Source organism: Neisseria sp. HMSC03D10, from assembly GCF_001807625.1.
GTDB lineage: Bacteria > Pseudomonadota > Gammaproteobacteria > Burkholderiales > Neisseriaceae > Neisseria > Neisseria mucosa.
In genome coordinates, this window is the sequence record NZ_KV789587.1 from 15,672 (window position 1) to 31,394 (window position 15,723).

16 protein-coding genes, 3 tRNA genes and 1 pseudogene are annotated in these 15,723 nt (G+C 53.0%); 17 read left to right on the forward strand and 3 right to left on the reverse strand.

The genetic code is table 11. The features are described from left to right. The first annotated feature begins 67 nt into the window (after nt 1–67). The 4 genes and pseudogenes from HMPREF3066_RS09125 to HMPREF3066_RS09135 all read left to right on the forward strand — a co-directional run bounded on the left by HMPREF3066_RS09125 (nt 68) and on the right by HMPREF3066_RS09135 (nt 2,220). Nucleotides 68–397: an NGK_0946 family protein gene (locus HMPREF3066_RS09125; protein WP_070442356.1), complete on the forward strand. Its 330-nt coding sequence runs from the start codon at nt 68–70 to the stop codon at nt 395–397. A gap of 99 nt (nt 398–496) precedes the next feature. Continuing rightward, nucleotides 497–602 (forward strand): annotated as a pseudogene (locus HMPREF3066_RS13395) (IS5/IS1182 family transposase); the annotation flags it as partial. A gap of 36 nt (nt 603–638) precedes the next feature. Next, nucleotides 639–1,565 (forward strand): methionyl-tRNA formyltransferase, encoded by a 927-nt coding sequence (gene fmt, locus HMPREF3066_RS09130; RefSeq protein ID WP_070442359.1) that lies wholly within the window; start codon nt 639–641, stop codon nt 1,563–1,565. A 133-nt stretch (nt 1,566–1,698) separates the two neighbouring features. Continuing rightward, entirely contained in the window at nt 1,699–2,220 is a 522-nt protein-coding gene (locus HMPREF3066_RS09135; RefSeq protein WP_070442362.1) for an O-acetyl-ADP-ribose deacetylase, read from the forward strand. Between the two features lie 132 nt (nt 2,221–2,352). On the opposite strand, the gene HMPREF3066_RS09140 is transcribed toward HMPREF3066_RS09135, so the two are convergent. Then, entirely contained in the window at nt 2,353–2,637 is a 285-nt protein-coding gene (locus HMPREF3066_RS09140; RefSeq protein ID WP_019271681.1) for a PepSY domain-containing protein, read from the reverse strand. A 172-nt stretch (nt 2,638–2,809) separates the two neighbouring features. Here HMPREF3066_RS09140 and rsmB point away from each other — a divergent pair, with 172 nt between their 5' ends. The 7 genes from rsmB (at nt 2,810) to topA (ending at nt 12,502) form a co-directional block, all read left to right on the forward strand. Continuing rightward, nucleotides 2,810–4,069 (forward strand): 16S rRNA (cytosine(967)-C(5))-methyltransferase RsmB, encoded by a 1,260-nt coding sequence (gene rsmB, locus HMPREF3066_RS09145; RefSeq protein WP_070442365.1) that lies wholly within the window; start codon nt 2,810–2,812, stop codon nt 4,067–4,069. After that, nucleotides 4,035–4,628, forward strand: coding sequence for a DUF4390 domain-containing protein (locus HMPREF3066_RS09150; protein WP_003742625.1), 594 nt, complete (start codon nt 4,035–4,037; stop codon nt 4,626–4,628). Before rsmB ends, HMPREF3066_RS09150 begins: the two co-directional genes overlap by 35 nt. Nucleotides 4,629–4,631: 3 nt before the next feature. Further along, nucleotides 4,632–6,755 carry a sensor histidine kinase gene (locus tag HMPREF3066_RS09155; protein WP_003760528.1) on the forward strand — a complete coding sequence of 708 codons (2,124 nt, stop codon included), beginning with the start codon at nt 4,632–4,634 and terminating at the stop codon, nt 6,753–6,755. Beyond that, a complete protein-coding gene (locus tag HMPREF3066_RS09160; RefSeq protein ID WP_070442368.1) occupies nt 6,748–8,031 on the forward strand; it encodes a sigma-54-dependent transcriptional regulator in 1,284 nt (427 codons plus the stop codon). The genes HMPREF3066_RS09155 and HMPREF3066_RS09160 overlap by 8 nt, the downstream gene beginning before the upstream one ends. Nucleotides 8,032–8,409: 378 nt before the next feature. After that, nucleotides 8,410–9,630: a DNA-processing protein DprA gene (gene dprA, locus HMPREF3066_RS09165; protein WP_070442370.1), complete on the forward strand. Its 1,221-nt coding sequence runs from the start codon at nt 8,410–8,412 to the stop codon at nt 9,628–9,630. 25 nt (nt 9,631–9,655) lie between these two features. Beyond that, entirely contained in the window at nt 9,656–10,111 is a 456-nt protein-coding gene (locus HMPREF3066_RS09170; RefSeq protein ID WP_003742632.1) for a Smg family protein, read from the forward strand. Between the two features lie 84 nt (nt 10,112–10,195). Then, nucleotides 10,196–12,502 (forward strand): type I DNA topoisomerase, encoded by a 2,307-nt coding sequence (topA, locus tag HMPREF3066_RS09175; RefSeq protein WP_009312695.1) that lies wholly within the window; start codon nt 10,196–10,198, stop codon nt 12,500–12,502. A 72-nt stretch (nt 12,503–12,574) separates the two neighbouring features. On the opposite strand, the gene HMPREF3066_RS09180 is transcribed toward topA, so the two are convergent. Next, complete coding sequence (locus tag HMPREF3066_RS09180; RefSeq protein WP_141743210.1) at nt 12,575–13,270, reverse strand: hypothetical protein; 696 nt, start codon at nt 13,268–13,270, stop codon at nt 12,575–12,577. A 189-nt stretch (nt 13,271–13,459) separates the two neighbouring features. Then, nucleotides 13,460–13,681, reverse strand: coding sequence for a hypothetical protein (locus tag HMPREF3066_RS09185; protein ID WP_003742639.1), 222 nt, complete (start codon nt 13,679–13,681; stop codon nt 13,460–13,462). A 270-nt stretch (nt 13,682–13,951) separates the two neighbouring features. Here HMPREF3066_RS09185 and rsmD point away from each other — a divergent pair, with 270 nt between their 5' ends. The 6 genes from rsmD to HMPREF3066_RS09215 form a co-directional block, all read left to right on the forward strand. Beyond that, nucleotides 13,952–14,518: a 16S rRNA (guanine(966)-N(2))-methyltransferase RsmD gene (gene rsmD / locus HMPREF3066_RS09190; protein ID WP_070442376.1), complete on the forward strand. Its 567-nt coding sequence runs from the start codon at nt 13,952–13,954 to the stop codon at nt 14,516–14,518. A 121-nt stretch (nt 14,519–14,639) separates the two neighbouring features. Then, a complete protein-coding gene (locus HMPREF3066_RS09195; RefSeq protein WP_003679513.1) occupies nt 14,640–14,891 on the forward strand; it encodes a YfhL family 4Fe-4S dicluster ferredoxin in 252 nt (83 codons plus the stop codon). A gap of 99 nt (nt 14,892–14,990) precedes the next feature. Further along, nucleotides 14,991–15,074: transfer RNA gene (locus HMPREF3066_RS09200), tRNA-Tyr, on the forward strand. A 36-nt stretch (nt 15,075–15,110) separates the two neighbouring features. Continuing rightward, a tRNA-Gly gene (locus HMPREF3066_RS09205) sits at nt 15,111–15,184 on the forward strand. An 11-nt stretch (nt 15,185–15,195) separates the two neighbouring features. After that, nucleotides 15,196–15,270: transfer RNA gene (locus HMPREF3066_RS09210), tRNA-Thr, on the forward strand. A 40-nt stretch (nt 15,271–15,310) separates the two neighbouring features. Next, nucleotides 15,311–15,723, forward strand: a 413-nt coding sequence (locus HMPREF3066_RS09215) for a GTP-binding protein (RefSeq protein ID WP_083286415.1), incomplete at its 3' end; no start/stop codon positions are given.

The following is a 15,723-nucleotide window of genomic DNA, read 5'->3' on the forward strand; positions in this document are numbered from 1 at the left end:
GCGATGGGATGAATATTTTCGCAAGAGGTCTAATACATCCGCTTAATTTTTTTACTAGGTAAAAATTATGAAAAAAACAATTGCTGCCCTGCTTCTTTCTTCTTTGGTAGTAACAGGTTGCGCTACTCAAGGAAGCTCCGTAGGTGACTTGGCTATCGGTGACGATTCCGCAGCCATCAAAGCAGGCCGTAACCGTGCCTCTGCTCAACTTTCCCGCGCAGAACTGGAACAACACCGTCGCCAACGTGCAAACGTTTCTGAAGAGCTGGCACTGGAACGTGAGAAACGCGCCAACAAACGTGACCAAGTCAACGGCGCAATGGGTACCGCAGCCAATGCAGTCGGCTTGATTGGCGGTATCGCAGGTACTGCCGCTTTGATCAAAGCTTGGTTCTAATTTAGCAGGCATTCGTAAAAAACGACCGGTACAGCGTATCGGTCGTTTTTCTTATCCTCAGCTTCAAAGGCTAATCGAGTTTAAACTCTCTAAAATACCACAATTTATAGTGGATTAAATTCAAATCAGGACAAGGCGACGAAGCCGCAGACAGTACAGATAGTACGGCGAGGCAACGCCGTACTGGTTTAAAGTTAATCCACTATAAGTCGTCTGAAACCCATTTCCAAGGAGTTTCCCCATGAAAGTCATCTTTGCCGGTACGCCCGATTTTGCTGCTGCCGCCTTAAAAGCCATAGCCGCCGCCGGTTTTGAAATCCCGCTGGTGTTGACCCAGCCCGACCGCCCCAAAGGACGCGGGATGCAGCTTGCCCCGTCTCCCGTGAAGCAAGCCGCATTGGAATTGGGTTTGCGCGTGGCGCAGCCTGAAAAACTGCGCAACAACGCCGAAGCCCTGCAAATGCTCAAAGAGGTCGAGGCCGACGTAATGGTCGTTGCCGCCTACGGACTGATTCTGCCGCAAGACGTGTTGGATACGCCGAAACACGGCTGCCTCAACATCCACGCCTCGCTGCTGCCCCGTTGGCGCGGCGCGGCGCCAATTCAGCGCGCGATTGAAGCGGGCGATGCCGAGACGGGCGTGTGCATCATGCAGATGGACATCGGTTTGGACACCGGCGATGTGGTCAGCGAACACCGTTACGCCATTCAACCAACCGATACCGCCAACGAAGTACACGACGCGCTGATGAATCTCGGTGCGGAAGCGATTGTTGCTGATTTGCAACAATTAAAGGCGGAGGGTCGTCTGAAAAGCGTCAAACAGCCCGAAGAAGGTGTGACTTATGCACAAAAATTAAGCAAAGAAGAAGCGCGTGTCGATTGGAACGAAAGCGCGGCAGTGATTGAACGCAAAATCCGCGCCTTCAACCCCGTCCCCGCTGCATGGGTGGAATATCAAGGCAAGCCGATGAAAATCTGGCGGGCGGAAGCGGTAGCGCAACAAGGCAGGGCGGGCGAAGTGCTGTCTTGCTCGGCAGACGGTTTAATCGTTGCTTGCGGCGAGAACGCGCTGAAGATTACCGAATTGCAGCCTTCGGGCAGCAAACGGATGCCGATTGCGGCATTTGCGGCAGGGCATAAGATTGAGGTTGGGACGGTTTTGTAGAAGCCGTTTGCAGACTGATTAATTTTCAGACGACCTTTCTTTGAATGATTCAGAGGTCGTCTGAAAATATCGGCAGGGAAACGTTTGGTTTTGTTGAACTGACGACAAGATTCCCCACGTTTAGGAGCAGATCATGGCAGTGTTTGAAGTAGTCGAAGGCGATATTACGAAACTTGAAGTCGATGCCATCGTGAACGCCGCCAATGCCTCGTTGTTGGGCGGCGGAGGCGTGGACGGCGCGATTCACCGCGCGGCGGGACGGGAGTTGCTGGAAGCGTGCAAAAAGTTGAACGGCTGCCGCACGGGCGAGGCGAAAATCACCCAAGGCTACCGGCTGCCGGCGAAATTTGTAATTCACACCGTCGGGCCGGTTTGGTTCGGCGGACACCGCAGCGAAGCGGTCAAGCTGGCGGAGGCGTATCAAAATTCCCTGCTGTTGGCGCAAGAACACGGCATCCGCAGCATCGCCTTCCCCTGTATCAGCACGGGCGTGTACCGTTTCCCCGCCGACTTGGCTGCCGAAACCGCTTTGGCGATTTTGAAAAAAACCTTGCCGCAGTGTCCGTCTGTCGAAAAAATCGTTTTCTGTTGCTATTCGCCGCAGGATGCCGAACGCTATCGGGCATTGTTGGAACGGGACGGGGCGGTCGTCTGAAAGTCCCGAATCAGGCAAAACGGCAGATTAAATGTTTTCAGACGACCTCGGGCAAGCTTGAGGTCGTCTGAAAACAGACAAGCCGGGCAGGCAGTCCGGCTTCTCATTAAGAGTCCATTAATCAAAAATCGATTAATCGTCGCAGTGGTTGTCGGTGTCCACTTTGATGACGCGGCCGCTTTGTGAGGAAACGTCCACATCGTATTCGGTACAGCCTCTGCGGATTTCGATTTCCCAGCGTCCGTCGCTGTGGTCGATGTCGGTAACGCGGCCGCCGCCGACGCGTTTCTTGGCGATTTTGACGGCTTGCGCTTGGGAGATGGCGCGGGAATGTTTGTGCGGTGCCGCCGCGGCGGTCAGGCTGCCGGAAACGAGTGCGGCGGAAACGGCAAGCAGGGAGAGGAAGCGTAAATTCATGATGAATCCTTATGTGTGTTGAAAAGAACGGACTATATGGATATTGTCATGAGCGGGCAATCGGATTAACACAATTTGAATCTTGCTCCGAACAGCGTCCGAACCGATTGTAAGGCGTTTACATTTTTAACGAACAAATCGAACCGAAGCAGGTATTTAAGGAATTGAATTTATGAGTATGTCCCTCGCCCAAAAACTCGCCGCCGACAGCATTGCGGCGGTCGCCGAAGGGCGCAACCTTCAGGATGTGTTGGCGCAAATCCGCGCGACGCATCCCGAGCTGACGGCGCAGGAAAACGGCGCGCTGCAAGATATCGCCTACGGCTGCCAGCGTTATCTGGGCAGCTTGAAACATATGCTCGCGCAGATGCTGAAAAAGCCGATTGACAATCCGCAGCTTGAAAGCCTGCTTTTGGCGGCGATGTACCAACTGCATTACACGCGCAACGCGCCTCATGCCGTGGTCAATGAGGCGGTCGAGAGTATCGCGAAAATCGGGCGCGGGCAGTACCGTTCGTTTGCCAACGCGATTTTGCGGCGTTTTTTGCGCGAACGCGACAAGCTTGCGGCTTCGTGCAAAAAAGACGATGTGGCGAAACACAACCTGCCGCTGTGGTGGGTGGCATACCTGAAAAACCATTATCCGAAACATTGGCACAACATCACCACTGCGCTGCAATCGCATCCGCCGATGACGCTGCGGGTCAACCGACGCCACGGCAATGCCGAATCGTATTTGGAAAAGCTGGCGGCGGAAGGTATTGCGGCTAAGGCGTTGGACGAATATGCGGTTACGTTGGAAGAAGCCGTGCCGGTGAACCGCCTGCCCGGTTTTGTCGAAGGGCTGGTGTCGGTGCAGGATTTCGGCGCGCAGCAGGCGGCGTATCTGTTAAACCCTAAAGACGGCGAACGGATTTTGGACGCGTGCGCCGCGCCGGGCGGGAAGACGGGGCATATGTTGGAACTGGCGGATTGTCATGTTACCGCTTTGGATATAGACGAAGGTCGTCTGAAAAGGGTGAAGGACAATCTCGACCGCTTGGGGTTTCAGACGACCGCTCTGGCTTGCGCCGATGCGCAGGACTTGGCGGCGTGGTATGATGGAAAGCCTTTCGACGCCATCCTTGCCGACGTGCCGTGTACCGCTTCGGGTGTGGCGCGGCGCAATCCCGACGTGAAATGGCTGCGCCGTCCGACCGATGCCGCCAAAACCGCCCGTCAGCAGGAGGCATTGCTGGACGCGCTTTGGCAAACCCTGACGAAAAACGGCAGAATGCTGCTTGCCACCTGCTCGGTGTTCGTCGAAGAAAACGACGTTCAGTTGCAAAAATTCCTCAACCGCCACGCCGATGCCGAGCTGATCGAATCGCGTGTGCTTTTACCGAACAAACATCAAGATGGCTTTTATTACGCGCTTATCAAAAAGCAGTAAACGGCTGTTTGGAACGCTGTTGCTCGCCCTGTCGCTGAATGCGGCGGCGGAGGGCATCAGCGTGACCCGCTCCGAGGCGAAGCTGACCGAGACCGGACAGCTTTCCGTCAGCAGCCGTTTCCGCACCGATTTGCCCGACCAGCTCAAACAGGCACTCCGGCAGGGCGTGCCGCTGAATTTCACTTTGAGCTGGCAGCTTTCTGCGCCTTCCATGCCGTCTTACCGCTTCAAGTTTGACCAGCTGCTCAACAGCGACAACACCATCCACTACAAACTTTCCTTCCATCCGCTGACCAACCGCTACCGCATAACCGTCGGCACGTTTTCCACCGAATACGACACGCTCGAGACCGCCTTGCGCGGCGTAGGGGCGGTCGCCAACTGGAAAGTGCTGTCCAAAGGCGCGTTAAGCGGCGTTGCAGCGAAAGACACACAAGCCGAAATCCGCCTGCTGCTCTCGACGGCGAAGCTGCCCAAACCCTTCCAAATCAACGCATTGACTTCTAAAAACTGGCACTTGGATTCCGGCTGGAAGTCGCTAACCATCTCTCAGGAGTAAACCATGCGCCGCTTTCTCCTGATTGCCGTGTTGGCGGCAGTGGGACTGCTCTACGGACTGACCATTGCAACGGGCAGCACCAGCCCGCTGGCGGAATATTTCTGGTGGATTATCGCCCTGTGTGCGCTGCTGATGCTGGTGTTGGCATCGGTTTTGACGCGCTACGTCCTGCTCCTCATGCGCGACAAAAGCAAGGGCGTGTTCGGTTCGCAGATTGCGCGGCGGCTGTCGGGGATGTTTACGCTGGTGGCGGTATTGCCGGGCGTGTTCCTGTTTGGCATTTCCGCGCAGTTCATCAACGGCACGATTAATTCGTGGTTCGGCAACGATACCCACGAAGCCCTCGAACGCAGCCTGAACTTGAGCAAATCCGCGCTGAATCTGGCAGTGGACAACGCTGTCAGCAACGCCACGCCGGTGCAAATCGACCTGATCAGCACCGCGTCTGTGGACGGCGATTTGGGCAAGGCGCTGAAAAATGCCGCCAAATCGGGCGGCTTTACCCAGCTTTCGCTCTACGACGTCAAAACCCACAAAACCGAGAAAAGTGTCAATCCGCTGAAACTAAACCAGCCCGAACTCGACAAAGAGGGATGGGAGAAGCTGGAGCAGACCGGCTCGATACGCAGTTTGGAAAACATAGAAAACGTCTTGTACGCGCAAGGCTGGATGCTGATCGGCGCGCACAACGGACGCGATTATGCCTTGTTTTTCCGTCAGCCCATCCCGCAGGATGTGGCGCAAGACGCGACACTGATTGAAGCGGCGCGGGCGAAATACGCCGAATTGAGCTACACCAAACAAGGCCTGCAAACCTTCTTTTTGGCGACTTTGCTGGTTGCCGCGCTGTTGGCGATTTTCCTTGCCTTGGTGATGGCGCTGTATTTCGCCCGCCGCTTCGTCGAGCCGGTATTGTCGTTGGCAGAAGGTGCAAGGGCGGTGGCGCAGGGCGATTTCAGCCAGAAACGCCCCGTGTTCCGCAATGATGAATTCGGCAGGTTGACCCAGTTGTTCAACCACATGACCGAACAGCTTGCCATCGCCAAAGAAGCCGACGAGAACAACCGCCTGCGCGAAGAAGCGGCGCGCCACTATCTCGAATGCGTGTTGGAAAGCCTGACCACGGGCGTGATTACTTTGGATGCCGAAGGTCGTCTGAAAACCTTCAACAAAGCCGCCGAACGGATTTTGGGCATTGAATTGGTGCCGCTGTGGGGCAGCAACTGGCACGACTGGCGCGGACAATCGCCGCAGCAGACCCTGCTTGCCGAAGTGTTTGCCGCCATTGAAGAAACCGCCAATGCCGCCAAGCCCGTCCAAGTCGAATACGCCGCCCCCGACGATGCGCGGATTCTTTTGGGTAAAGCCACCATCCTGCCCGACGACAACGACAACGGCGTGGTAATGGTGATCGACGACATCACCGTCCTCATCCGCGCCCAAAAAGAAGCCGCATGGGGCGAAGTGGCGAAACGGTTGGCGCACGAAATCCGCAATCCGCTCACGCCTATCCAACTTTCCGCCGAGAGATTGGCATGGAAATTGCATGATAAATTGGACGAACAACACGCCCAAATCCTCAGCCGTTCGACCGACACCATCGTCAAGCAGGTGGCGGCATTGAAAGAAATGGTCGAAGCCTTCCGCAATTACGCCCGCGCCCCGTCGCTGAATTTTGAAAAACACGATTTGAACCGCTTGGTTGAAGAAGTGTTGCTGCTGTACGAGGGCGGGGCGTGCCGCTTTGTTCCAAACTTGTCCGACAAACCGCAGCCGATTTCCGCCGATACCACCGCCATGCGGCAGGTGTTGCACAATATTTTCAAAAACGCAGCGGAGGCGGCGGAAGAGGCGGAAGTTCCGCAAGTGAATGTCAGCGTCGGTGAAGATAACGACGGACAGGTTTTATTGACCGTTTGTAACAACGGCAAAGGTTTCAGCAAGGAAATGCTGCATAATGCCTTCGAGCCGTATGTTACCGACAAGCCGACAGGTACGGGACTGGGATTGCCCGTTGTGAAGAAAATCATCGAAGAGCACGGCGGCCGCATCAGCCTGAGCAATCAGAACGAAGGCGGCGCGTGTGTGAAAATAGCCTTACCCCGATTGGTAGAAACTTATGCGTAGCAGTGATATTTTAATTGTAGATGACGAAGTAGGTATCCGCGACTTGCTCTCGGAAATCCTCCAAGACGAAGGTTATTCCGTGGCTTTGGCGGAGAACGCCGAAGAGGCGCGCCAACTGCGCCACCAGACCCGTCCCGCCATGGTGTTGTTGGACATCTGGATGCCCGACTGCGACGGGATTACCCTGCTCAAAGAGTGGGCGAAAAACGGACAGCTCAACATGCCCGTGGTGATGATGAGCGGACACGCCAGCATCGACACCGCCGTCGAAGCCACCAAAATCGGCGCGCTCGATTTTCTGGAAAAACCGATTGCCCTGCAAAAGCTGCTCTCTACCGTCGACCGCGCCCTCAAACACGGCGAAATGCAGATGGCGGCGGGCTTGTCCTTCGACAAACTCGGCAACAGCCCCGCCATTCAAGAATTCAAGCAACAACTTGAGCCTGCCGTGAAAAAAAGCGGACCCGTGCTGCTCAGCGGCGAAACCGGTTCGCCGTTTGAAATCGTTGCCCGTTATTTCCACAAAAGCGGCACGCCTTGGGTCGGACTCAGCCGCGTCGAACTCATTGCCGATGCGCCATTGGAGCTGCTGCAAAAAGCATCGGGCGGCACGCTCTATCTCGGTGATGCCGCGCAGTACAGCAAAAACATCCAAAACGGCATCAGCTTCATCCTCGGCAAGGCAGACCGTTACAATGTGCGCGTCATCGTCGCCGGCAGCCACGCCGCCGATGAAAGCCCGGCAGACGCCATCGACGATGCCAAGTTGTCCGAACTGCTCTCCGGCAACGTCATCAGCATCCCGCCGTTGCGCAGCCAATCCGAAGACATCGCCTTCTTGGTCAACCAAGTCATGACCGAATTGGCGGACAGCGAAAAAATCCAGCCCGTCAAATTCAGCAACGGCTCGCTGACCGTCCTGTGCCAATACAACTGGCCGGGCAATTTCGACCAGCTCCGCAGCGTCGTGAAAAACCTGATGCTGGAAGCGGACGGACAAGAAGTCCACGAGCAGGCGGTCGTTGCCGCATTGGGACAAAAACGGGCGACAGTCGCCACCGAAATCGTCGGCGGTTTCAACTTCAATATGCCTTTGCGCGAACTGCGTGAAGAATTGGAGCGCCGCTATTTCGAGTACCACATCGCCCAAGAAGGGCAAAACATGAGCCGCGTCGCCCAAAAAGTCGGCCTGGAGCGCACGCACCTCTACCGCAAACTCAAACAATTAGGCATCAGCGTTTCCCGCCGCAGCGCAGCGGAAAAAGCAGAAGAGTAGGGCGGTAGTTAGGATAAAAGGTCGTCTGAAAGCATACGGTACGCCGCGGTATGTTTTCAGACGACCTTGTTTGCCATGAAGCCGCCCGTTTTTGTCGAATAACCAACTCACTTTTGACGCAATGGGCGACAACCATTCAAATGACAGATTTTTCTACCGTATCGTGTAGAATATAAAAATATTACAAAAGTTACTAACGGGCTGCCGGCTGTTTGGCAGCATCCGCATGACGGTGAACAGGTACGGAACCGGAATCAGGTGCGGGAACGCCGTATCGGTTTAAAGTTCGCCGGCTTTATCGTTAAATACTGACATTTATCCGTTTTCAGACGACCTCCCGAACAAAGGTCGTCTGAAAACAACAAGGGGACACAATTGATGACGGAAAACGACCGCCTTGCCTGGCTGCAACTGGCGTTTACGCCTTATGTCGGCGCGGAGGGCTTCTTGCTCCTGCTGCAACGTTTCGGCAGCGCGAAAGCTGCGCTGGATGCTCCTGCGGAGCAAATCGCCACGATAGTGCGCCACAAGCAGGCAGCCGAATCTTGGCGCAACGGCGAAAAACGGGCGTTGGCGCAAAAGGCTGCGGAAGCGGCATTGCAATGGGAAAAGCAGGACGGCTGCCGTTTGTTGCTGCTGCAAGATGATGATTTTCCCGAAATGCTGACGCAGGGCATTACCGCGCCGCCGGTTTTGTTCTTACGCGGTAACGTGCAACTGCTGCACAAGCCTTCCGCCGCCATTGTCGGCAGCCGCCATGCCACGCCGCAGGCGATGCGGATTGCCAAAGATTTCGGCAGGGCGTTGAGTGAGCAGGATATTCCCGTCGTGTCGGGTATGGCTTCGGGTATCGACACCGCCGCCCACCAAGGCGCATTGCAGGCAGGCGGCGGCACCATCGCCGTATGGGGGACGGGCATAGACCGCATTTACCCGCCGTCCAATAAAAACCTTGCCTATGAAATCGCTGAAAAAGGATTGATTGTCAGCGAGTTTCCTTTGGATACGCGGCCGTTTGCGGGCAACTTCCCGCGCCGCAACCGCCTGATTGCCGCGTTGTCGCAGGTTACGCTGGTGGTCGAGGCCGCCTTGGAATCCGGTTCGCTGATTACCGCCAAGCTGGCGGCGGAGATGGGGCGGGAGGTGATGGCGGTGCCCGGTTCGATAGACAATCCGCACAGCAAAGGCTGCCACAAGCTGATTAAAGACGGCGCGAAATTGGTGGAATGTTTGGACGACATCCTTCACGAATGTCCGGGGCTATTGCAAAATGCGGCAGTTCCATCATATTCTATAAATAAGAAAAACAAAAAAACGGAAAAACGCACTGCCGTTAGAGAGACGTCGTCTGAACCTGTTTTGCCGTTTTCAGACGACCTTCATGTCCGAAAACAGCCGGCGCAAACCAATACGGTTGCCGCGCCGACAGCGGAAGACGAGCTGCTGGACGCCATGGGTTACGACCCCGTGCATCCCGATATATTGGCGCAGCAAACCGCATGGGCGGCGGCAGACGTTTACGCCCGACTGCTGGAATACGAACTCGACGGCATCGTCGCTGCCTTGCCGGGCGGACGCTACCAGCGCATAAAAGCATAATTGATTCATTCATTAAGGAACCAGCATGACAGAAGTCATCGCCTATCTCATCGAACACTTCCAAGATTTCGACAACTGCCCGCCGCCGGAGGATTTGGGCCGCCTGTTGGAAGATGCGGGTTTTGACGTAACGGAAATCGGCAATACGCTGATGATGATGGAAGTGTTGTTCAACACGTCCGAATTCGCCGCTGCGCCGTTCGACAGCCATGCCCTGCGCGTGTATTGCAACGAGGAAGTGGAAAACCTGCCGCAGGAAGTCATGGGGCTGATGCAGTATCTGGTTGCCGAACGCGCCATCACTTATGAGCAGCGCGAAATCGTCATCCACGCCCTGATGCACATCCCGCCCGAAGAAATCACGCTCGATACGGCGAAAGTGCTGGTGTTGCTCTTGTTGTGGGCGCACAAAAGCGAATTGCCCGTCTTAATCGGCGACGATCTGATGGGCGCGCTCAACGGCAAAGCGACCATGCATTAAACCTTTTCAGACGACCTTTTGACGCAGCTTGTTCAGAAAGGTCGTCTGAAACGCATCATCCAATACATTAAAAGAGAACAAACAATGGCGAAAAACCTCTTAATCGTCGAATCACCGTCCAAAGCCAAAACCCTGAAAAAATATCTTGGCGGCGATTTCGAAATTCTGGCCTCCTACGGCCACGTCCGCGACCTCGTCCCCAAAAACGGTGCCGTCGATCCCGAACACGACTTCGCCATGAAATACGAGCTGATCAAACGCAACGCCAAACACGTCGATGCGATTGTCGCGGGAGCCAAAGAAGCCGAAAACATCTACCTCGCAACCGACCCGGATAGGGAAGGCGAAGCGATTTCCTGGCATCTTTTTGAAATCCTCAAATCCAAACGCGGCCTGAAAAACATCAAGCCGCAGCGTGTCGTGTTCCACGAAATCACCAAAAACGCCGTCCTCGACGCCGTCGCCAACCCGCGCGAAATCGAAATGGACTTGGTCGATGCGCAACAAGCCCGCCGCGCGCTGGACTATCTGGTCGGTTTCAACCTCTCACCATTGTTGTGGAAAAAAATCCGCCGCGGTTTAAGCGCGGGCCGTGTACAAAGCCCCGCCCTGCGCCTGATTTGCGAACGCGAAAACGAAATCCGCGCGTTTGAAGCGCAGGAATATTGGACGGTGCATCTCGACAGCCACAAAGGCCGCAGCAAGTTCACCGCCAAACTCGCCCAATACAACGGCGCGAAACTCGAACAATTCGACCTGCCGAACGAAGCCGCGCAAGCCGACGTGTTGAAAGAACTCGAAGGCAAAGAAGCCGTCGTTACCGCCATCGAAAAGAAAAAGCGCAGCCGCAATCCCGCCGCGCCGTTCACCACATCCACCATGCAGCAGGATGCCGTGCGCAAACTCGGCTTCACCACCGACCGCACCATGCGTACCGCCCAGCAGCTTTACGAAGGTATAGACGTAGGGCAGGGCGCCATCGGTCTGATTACCTATATGCGTACCGACAGCGTGAATTTGGCCGATGAAGCGTTAACTGAAATCCGCCATTACATCGAAAACAAAATCGGCAAAGAATATCTGCCGAGTGCCGCCAAACAATACAAAACCAAATCCAAAAACGCCCAAGAAGCGCACGAAGCCATCCGTCCGACTTCCGTGTACCGCACGCCCGAAAGCGTCAAACCCTTCCTGAGCGCAGACCAGTTCAAACTCTATCAAATGATTTGGCAGCGCACCGTCGCCTGTCAGATGACGCCCGCCAAATTCGACCAAACCACCGTCGATATTACCGTCGGCAAGGGCGTATTCCGCGTCACCGGACAAGTGCAAACCTTCGCAGGCTTCCTCAGCGTTTACGAAGAAAGCAGCGACGATGAAGAAGGCGAAGACAGCAAAAAACTGCCCGAAATGAGCGAAGGCGACAAATTGCCCGTGGACAAACTCTACGGCGAGCAACACTTCACCACCCCGCCGCCGCGCTACAACGAAGCCACGCTGGTTAAAGCCCTCGAAGAATACGGCATCGGCCGCCCCTCGACTTACGCCAGCATCATCTCCACGCTCAAAGACCGCGAATACGTTACCCTTGAGCAAAAACGCTTCATGCCCACCGATACGGGCGACATCGTCAACAAATTCCTGACCGAACACTTTGCCCAATACGTCGACTACCACTTCACCGCCAAACTTGAAGACCAGCTCGACGAAATCGCCGACGGCAAACGCCGCTGGATTCCCGTGATGGACAAATTCTGGAAACCGTTCATCAAACAAGTGGAAGAAAAAGAAGGCATCGAACGCGCCAAATTCACCACGCAGGAACTCGACGAAACCTGCCCCAAATGCGGCGAACACAAGCTGCAAATCAAGTTCGGCAAAATGGGCCGCTTCGTCGCCTGCGCCGGCTATCCCGAGTGCAGCTACACGCGCAACGTTAACGAAACCGCCGAAGAAGCTGCTGAGCGCATCGCCAAAGCCGAAGCCGAACAGGCAGAACTTGACGGGCGCGAATGCCCTAAATGCGGCGGTCGCCTAGTGTACAAATACAGCCGTACTGGCAGCAAATTCATTGGTTGCGCCAACTACCCTAAATGCAAACACGTCGAGCCGCTGGAAAAACCGAAAGATACCGGCGTCCAATGCCCGCAATGCAAAAAAGGCAACCTCGTCGAGCGCAAATCCCGCTACGGTAAACTGTTTTACAGTTGCAGCACCTATCCCGACTGCAACTACGCCACTTGGAACCCGCCCGTCGCCGAAGAATGCCCGAACTGCCATTGGCCGGTTTTAACCATCAAAACCACCAAACGCTGGGGCGTGGAAAAAGTCTGCCCGCAAAAAGAATGCGGCTGGAAAGAACAGATAGAACCGCCTGCACCGAAAGAGTGAGATTAGGTTGGTTTGAAAGAGAAAAGGTCGTCTGAAAAAATTTCAGACGACCTTTGCTTTTCTGTGATTGTTTTATTTAAATCCGCGTGTCGTTTTAAAGTCCGATAAAATACGGTTCATTTCTGGTTCAAATAAGGCTATGTAATCGTAAGATAGACCGCGGCTGGCACTAGGGTGGGGCAGGCAGACGACTTCGCAATTTTCAAACGATTGGAATCTGATTTTGAAACGTGTACCGTTAAAATCTTTTTGTACTACTCGTAGCGGTTGAGTTTGTTTTCCGACAAGCTGCTCGAAGCGCGGCAATACATTTGCGCAATTAAGATAATTTGTCAGGTTGCTTCCCATGAAGAGAATCAATTTAGGACGTAGTTTCTCAATGTGGTAGAGAAAATTATCGACGTGTTCGGGCTGGAGAAATTTGTTTGGATTGTCGATTTTGTTGCCCTGAGTGGCTGCCCAGTTGGTTTGAACCAGGGATTTTTCAAATGCACCGCCCAATCCATTTTCGTCTAAGGGGTGTCCCCACATTTCAAACCAATTTTTTATCGTATTGTCGTAACGCCACTTTTTTGCCTGCTCACCATAATAGAGGGATTTATTGGCAAATGTATGGTCGATTTTGTTTTCAGGGAGTTTGTATTCACCTGCTACATAAGCAGCCTCATCGGCTTTACTCCAACCCCACTCATACCCACAAATCATTAAACCATGTTTGTCGTTGTAACCTTGGAATATACTGTTACTGAGATTCAGGTCTGACATGATAATAACCTTATATAAATATTTCACAGAGAGATACTCATTATAAATAAGTAAATGTAATTTATCTAGTTTAAGTTTAAAATGCACTTTACATGGTGAAACATAGTTCAGTATTTCATGTCGTCAAACTCAAACTGAAAAGGTCGTCTGAAAAATTTTCAGACGACCTTTTCAGTCTTATTAAGAAAGGATTTAACGCCTTGCAAAAACCAGTGTGGCAAGAAAGAATAAACTGACTATCAGAGCAACGGTTTTGCCGATCAAGGGCAGGCAAAAGACGAACCAAAGCAGACCGCGTCCCAAGTTCGGAATCAATCCCAAGTGGCGGTAATATTCGTCAAAGAAATGGGCGTGGGCGGTGAAGGCAATCACGCCGCCGATATAAACACCCAAAATAATTTTCCAAAGCGGCATTGTCAGCCATCCATATTTTCATTAAGTATTATGGCCAATAGACTGAAAAAGCGGTGGGAAAGTTCTAATGGCGGACGTAAGCGACCTTTTTATTTGAGAAAATATTTTATGATTTATAAAATTTTGTAAGTTTAGCATCATAAAAAATAAAATTTCACGATGCGCCGATTTGTTTTCATGCGGCCTTAAATGAAAAAAACGCTGCGGTATAATGGCTGCTTTGTCATTCTTTAGAGGTCGTCTGAAACTGTCGGACGATTCGTTTTAATCATGAGCAAACACAGCAAACATTCAAATCAAGTCCGCATTATCGGCGGGCAATGCAGGGGACGGAAACTGGTTTTTGCAGATGCGGACGGTCTGCGGCCGACGCCTGACAGTGTCCGCGAAAAACTTTTCAATTGGCTGGGTCAGGATATGACCGGTCTGAATGCGTTAGATTTGTTTGCCGGAAGCGGCGCGTTGGGATTTGAGGCTGCGTCCCGTAACGCGAAGAGGGTAGTGCTGGCAGATAATAATCGCAAAACTGCCGATATGCTGCGGCAAAACGCCAGAACATTGGGTTTGGATAAACTGGAAATCCTCAATACCGATGGCCTTGCGTATCTGCAGAGGTCGTCTGAAAAGTTTGATGTGGTCTTTTTGGATCCGCCGTTTGCGTGGCAGGATTGGGAAAATTTGTTTGCTTCTTTGAAAAACAGCTTGAAAAACGGGGCAATGGTCTATATTGAAGCAGGGGAGCTGCCCGATTTCCCCGAGTGGCTGGAGCCTTATCGCGAAGGACGGGCGGGTAAGAGCGGTTTTGTGCTCTTGCAGTTTGTCCAAGTGGCTGAATAGTAAGAGATTTGAGAATCATTACCAGGGTGTAAACATTCGCCTAAACGGATTGTTTTTGACGCGTTTGTGCTATAATCCGCGCCCAATCGGTTTTGATAATTTAAATGAAAAAGGAAAAGAAATGTCGCTCTTTATTACAGATGAGTGCATTAACTGTGACGTTTGCGAGCCGGAGTGCCCTAATGACGCCATCTCGCAAGGCGAGGAAATTTACGAAATCAACCCTAATTTGTGTACGCAGTGCGTAGGCCATTACGATGAGCCGCAATGTCAGCAGGTATGCCCCGTGGACTGCATCCTGATTGATGAAGAGCATCCGGAAACGCACGAAGAGCTGATGGCAAAATACGAAAAAATCATTCAGTTCAAATAAATTCTTTTTTAAAGCAATAAATTGAGTGATTTTAAGAAAACAAAATTAAAAAAGAACTTGACGAAAATCTGAGTCACGAATAAACTTGCGTTCTCTTTTGGTGGGATTCCCGAGCGGTCAAAGGGGGCAGACTGTAAATCTGTTGCGAGAGCTTCGAAGGTTCGAATCCTTCTCCCACCACCAAATTCCAATGTGTTGGAGCATTGATGCAGTAAGTCTGCGGGTGTAGCTCAATGGTAGAGCAGAAGCCTTCCAAGCTTACGGTGAGGGTTCGATTCCCTTCACCCGCTCCAATAGTCTATTGGCCCATGTAGCTCAGGGGTAGAGCACTCCCTTGGTAAGGGAGAGGCCGGCAGTTCAAATCTGCCCATGGGCACCAAATACCATTTTCTCAGTATTTTAAAGATAGGAAATTTGCCATGGCAAAGGAAAAATTTGAACGTAGCAAACCGCACGTAAACGTTGGCACCATCGGTCACGTTGACCATGGTAAAACCACCCTAACTGCTGCTTTGACTACTATTTTGGCTAAAAAATTCGGCGGTGCTGCAAAAGCTTACGACCAAATCGACAACGCTCCCGAAGAAAAAGCCCGCGGTATTACCATCAATACCTCACACGTAGAATACGAAACCGAAACCCGCCACTACGCACACGTAGACTGCCCGGGTCACGCCGACTACGTTAAAAACATGATTACCGGTGCCGCACAAATGGACGGCGCAATCTTGGTATGTTCCGCTGCCGACGGTCCTATGCCGCAAACCCGTGAACACATCCTGTTGGCCCGCCAAGTAGGCGTACCTTACATCATCGTGTTCATGAACAAATG

Excerpts from the sequence above, each read along its gene's own strand:
- fmt (WP_070442359.1), top strand. The coding sequence starts at position 639 with ATGAAAGTCATCTTTGCCGGTACGCCCGATTTTGCTGCTGCCGCCTTA.
- HMPREF3066_RS09155 (WP_003760528.1), top strand. The coding sequence starts at position 4,632 with ATGCGCCGCTTTCTCCTGATTGCCGTGTTGGCGGCAGTGGGACTGCTC.
- HMPREF3066_RS09160 (WP_070442368.1), top strand. The coding sequence starts at position 6,748 with ATGCGTAGCAGTGATATTTTAATTGTAGATGACGAAGTAGGTATCCGC.
- HMPREF3066_RS09170 (WP_003742632.1), top strand. The coding sequence starts at position 9,656 with ATGACAGAAGTCATCGCCTATCTCATCGAACACTTCCAAGATTTCGAC.
- rsmD (WP_070442376.1), top strand. The coding sequence starts at position 13,952 with ATGAGCAAACACAGCAAACATTCAAATCAAGTCCGCATTATCGGCGGG.
- HMPREF3066_RS09150 (WP_003742625.1), top strand. The coding sequence starts at position 4,035 with ATGGCTTTTATTACGCGCTTATCAAAAAGCAGTAAACGGCTGTTTGGA.
- HMPREF3066_RS09125 (WP_070442356.1), top strand. The coding sequence starts at position 68 with ATGAAAAAAACAATTGCTGCCCTGCTTCTTTCTTCTTTGGTAGTAACA.
- HMPREF3066_RS09135 (WP_070442362.1), top strand. The coding sequence starts at position 1,699 with ATGGCAGTGTTTGAAGTAGTCGAAGGCGATATTACGAAACTTGAAGTC.
- dprA (WP_070442370.1), top strand. The coding sequence starts at position 8,410 with ATGACGGAAAACGACCGCCTTGCCTGGCTGCAACTGGCGTTTACGCCT.
- rsmB (WP_070442365.1), top strand. The coding sequence starts at position 2,810 with ATGAGTATGTCCCTCGCCCAAAAACTCGCCGCCGACAGCATTGCGGCG.
- HMPREF3066_RS09140 (WP_019271681.1), bottom strand. The coding sequence starts at position 2,637 with ATGAATTTACGCTTCCTCTCCCTGCTTGCCGTTTCCGCCGCACTCGTT.
- topA (WP_009312695.1), top strand. The coding sequence starts at position 10,196 with ATGGCGAAAAACCTCTTAATCGTCGAATCACCGTCCAAAGCCAAAACC.
- HMPREF3066_RS09185 (WP_003742639.1), bottom strand. The coding sequence starts at position 13,681 with ATGCCGCTTTGGAAAATTATTTTGGGTGTTTATATCGGCGGCGTGATT.
- HMPREF3066_RS09195 (WP_003679513.1), top strand. The coding sequence starts at position 14,640 with ATGTCGCTCTTTATTACAGATGAGTGCATTAACTGTGACGTTTGCGAG.